General features: G+C 54.0%; 4 protein-coding genes. All 4 read left to right on the top strand.

The features are described 5' to 3' along the window. The coding region (gene ftsY / locus ACWA6V_RS19710; RefSeq protein ID WP_449524088.1) for a signal recognition particle-docking protein FtsY at positions 1-627 on the top strand (627 nt) is incomplete at its 5' end. Between the two features lie 63 nt (positions 628-690). Beyond that, on the top strand, positions 691-1,359 hold the full coding sequence (gene ftsE, locus ACWA6V_RS19705) for a cell division ATP-binding protein FtsE (RefSeq protein ID WP_449524087.1): 669 nt from the start codon (positions 691-693) through the stop codon (positions 1,357-1,359). After that, positions 1,356-2,429, top strand: coding sequence for a permease-like cell division protein FtsX (ftsX, locus tag ACWA6V_RS19700; protein ID WP_449524086.1), 1,074 nt, complete (start codon positions 1,356-1,358; stop codon positions 2,427-2,429). Before ftsE ends, ftsX begins: the two co-directional genes overlap by 4 nt. A gap of 119 nt (positions 2,430-2,548) precedes the next feature. Then, on the top strand, positions 2,549-3,231 hold a 683-nt coding region (locus ACWA6V_RS19695; RefSeq protein WP_449524085.1), incomplete at its 3' end, for an RNA polymerase factor sigma-32.

Genomic DNA, 3,231 nt, shown 5'->3' with positions numbered 1-3,231 from the left:
AGCAGCAAACAGCCCTATGTCATCCTTGTTGTAGGCGTAAATGGTGTGGGTAAAACCACCACCATCGGCAAGCTCGCCAAGCGCCTGCAAAATGAAGGGAAAAAAGTGATGCTGGCGGCAGGGGATACTTTCCGCGCTGCTGCGGTCGAACAGTTGCAAGTCTGGGGCGAGCGCAACAATGTCCCGGTGATCGCCCAGCATACCGGTGCAGATTCGGCCTCGGTTATCTATGACGCATTAAATGCGGCAAAAGCGCGTGGAATTGATGTGGTCATCGCCGATACTGCCGGACGACTGCACAATAAAAACCATTTGATGGATGAGCTGTCCAAGGTCAAGCGTGTGATGGCCAAGGTCGATGGCTCCGCGCCGCATGAAGTGTTGTTGGTGTTGGATGCGGGCACGGGTCAGAATGCCGTCAATCAGGCCGAGCAGTTCCGCGATGCCGCCGGTGTGACCGGCTTGGTATTGACTAAGCTTGATGGCACCGCCAAAGGCGGGGTGATCTTCGCCCTCAGCAAAAAATTTGCGCTGCCGGTGCGGTTTATCGGTGTTGGTGAGTCCATTGACGACCTTCAGCCTTTTGCGGCTGAGCCATTTATCAAGGCGCTTTTTGAGCAAAACTGACGTTACCCCCATCCGAAATGTCTCGATTTATTAAGTGTTAATTAACAGCCAACAGGGTTTGTTGTGATTCGATTTGAAACTGTAAGCAAGCGTTATGACACCGGCTACGAAGCGCTGGCGCGCGTGGATTTTGAGGTAGAAGCGGGCGAAATGCTGTTCCTTACCGGCCACTCAGGTGCTGGTAAAAGTACGCTGATGAAACTCATTCTACTCATGGAGCAACCGTCCAACGGTCATGTATTTGTCGATGGCCATCATTTGGCGCGTATGCCAAAAAGCCAGCTGCCGTATTTTCGCCGCAATATCGGCGTGGTGTTCCAGAATCACCAACTGCTATTTGACCGCACTGTCTACGACAACGTCGCCCTGCCATTGCAGGTGGCCGGCTATCCTCATCAGGAAATCGGCAAACGCGTGCGCGCGGCACTTGATAAGGTGGATCTGCTCGATAAAGAGCGCAGCAATCCTATGACCTTATCGGGCGGAGAGCAGCAGCGTGTCGGTATCGCGCGCGCTGTGGTTAACAAGCCCACCTTGTTATTGGCAGATGAACCGACCGGTAACTTGGATCCGGAATTATCCAACGAAATCATGACCTTATTCCGCCAGTTCAACGAAGTTGGCACGACAGTAATGATCGCCACCCACGATGTGGAATTGCTCAAGCGCATGAATAAACGGGTATTGGGCTTGGTGCAAGGCAAACTGGTCCACGATGGGGTGCTCTGGTGAAATCGAATCGTCCTTCCAAACCCGAGCGCCGCCCCAATCGTATGGGTGCCAGTGCTACGCCGCGCAACGAGCGCCCGCGCCGCGAAGCGCCTCCACGAGTAGAGAATGTCCGCCCGCAAGGTGCGGTGTCGAGCCAGATGTCCTGGCGCGACAAGTTTGATGCCTGGAGTGCACATCACAGCAACTCGGCAATTGAAAGCCTGTTGCGCATGCTGGGCACGCCGCTGCAAAGCCTGATGACCTGGCTGGTGATCGCCATCGCTATCGCCCTGCCGGCCGCGCTCTTTGTGGTGTTTAGCAATGTGCAGCAAATTGGTCAGAGCTGGCAGGATTCCAGCCAGATCTCGGTGTTCCTGAAAAAAGATGCCAGCGCCAGCCAGGCGCAGGATCTGCGCAGCCGCTGGGCCAAGCGACCGGATGTTGCCCAGGCTACCTACGTATCACCTGAGCAGGCGCTGGAAGAGTTCAAATTGGGTTCGGGTTTGGGCGAGCTGGCTAATCATCTCGATGAAAACCCATTGCCAGCGGTGATTTTGGTCAAACCCAAAATTGGCGGCAATGCGCCCGATGTGCTTACTTCCTTGCAGCAGGCGCTGGTGGCGGACCCACTGGTGGCCGATGTGCGCCTGGATATGCTCTGGGTCAAGCGCCTGCATCAGTTTATTACCGTCGCCGAGCGCTTTGTGGTCGCATTGGCGGGATTGCTCGCGTTGGGGGTATTACTGGTGATTGGCAATACCATCCGCATGGCGATTGAAAATCGTCGCGATGAAATTGTCGTCGTTAAACTGGTCGGCGCGACCGATGCCCATGTCCGTCGCCCCTTTCTCTACACTGGCCTTTGGTTTGGCGTGGGTGGTGGAATACTGGCGGCAATTTTGCTGGCGCTGGGATTTTGGTGGTTATCGGCGCCAGTTACCCAGCTCGCTGATCTGTATCAAAGTAGTTTTCGTTTACAGGGGCTAGGCTTTATTGAGAGCCTGCAATTAATCCTGATCGCCGGTTTTACCGGATTAGTAGGAGCCTGGATCGCAGTGGCGCGGCATTTGTACCAAATCCAGCCGCGTTAATAGATGTTTTCTATCGTGCCAATTGAGAGTGCAACATCCGCGTAAAGTGAACTTTTTGGGTGCTGGCGGAACCAATAGGCGGGTGATACACTCGGGCAATATTGAATTTGGAGGTAAACATGAGCACAAGCACAAGTCTGCAACCCGTCGGCATTCTCGCCCCCGGTGCAAACCTGAATGCCTATGTTCAGGCGGTCAGCAGCTTCTCTATCCTCACTGTTGAGCAAGAGCAGGAGCTGGCACGCGATCTGGTCACTAATGGCAATCTCGACGCCGCACGTAAATTGGTTATGGCGCATCTGCGTTTTGTGGTGCATATCGCCCGCTCTTACAACGGCTACGGTCTGCCGCTGGGTGATCTGGTGCAGGAAGGCAATGTCGGCCTGATGAAAGCGGTTAAACGTTTCGATCCCGATAAGGGCGTGCGTTTGGTATCGTTCGCCGTGCACTGGATCAAAGCCGAAATTCACGAATTTATCCTGAAAAACTGGCGCATCGTTAAAATCGCCACCACCAAAGCCCAACGCAAATTGTTCTTTAATCTGCCTGCCCCTAAAAAGCGCTTGGCTTGGTTGAGCAATGATGAAGCTCATGCGGTTGCAGCAGATCTGGGTGTTGACGTTAAACAAGTGCGCGAAATGGAAGGCCGTTTGGCCTCTTATGATGCTGGTTTTGATGCAGGCGAAGACGACGAAGACGATGGTTATGTAGCTCCGGCTCACTACCTCGAAGACAACCGCTACGACCCTGCTGTGCGTTTGGAAGAATCCAATTGGGAAGAGTCCAACGTCAATAGCTTGGA

The organism is Cellvibrio sp. (genome assembly GCF_053579595.1).
The sequence above is the reverse complement of the archived record's forward strand: the minus strand, read 5'-3'. Positions and strand labels throughout refer to the sequence as shown.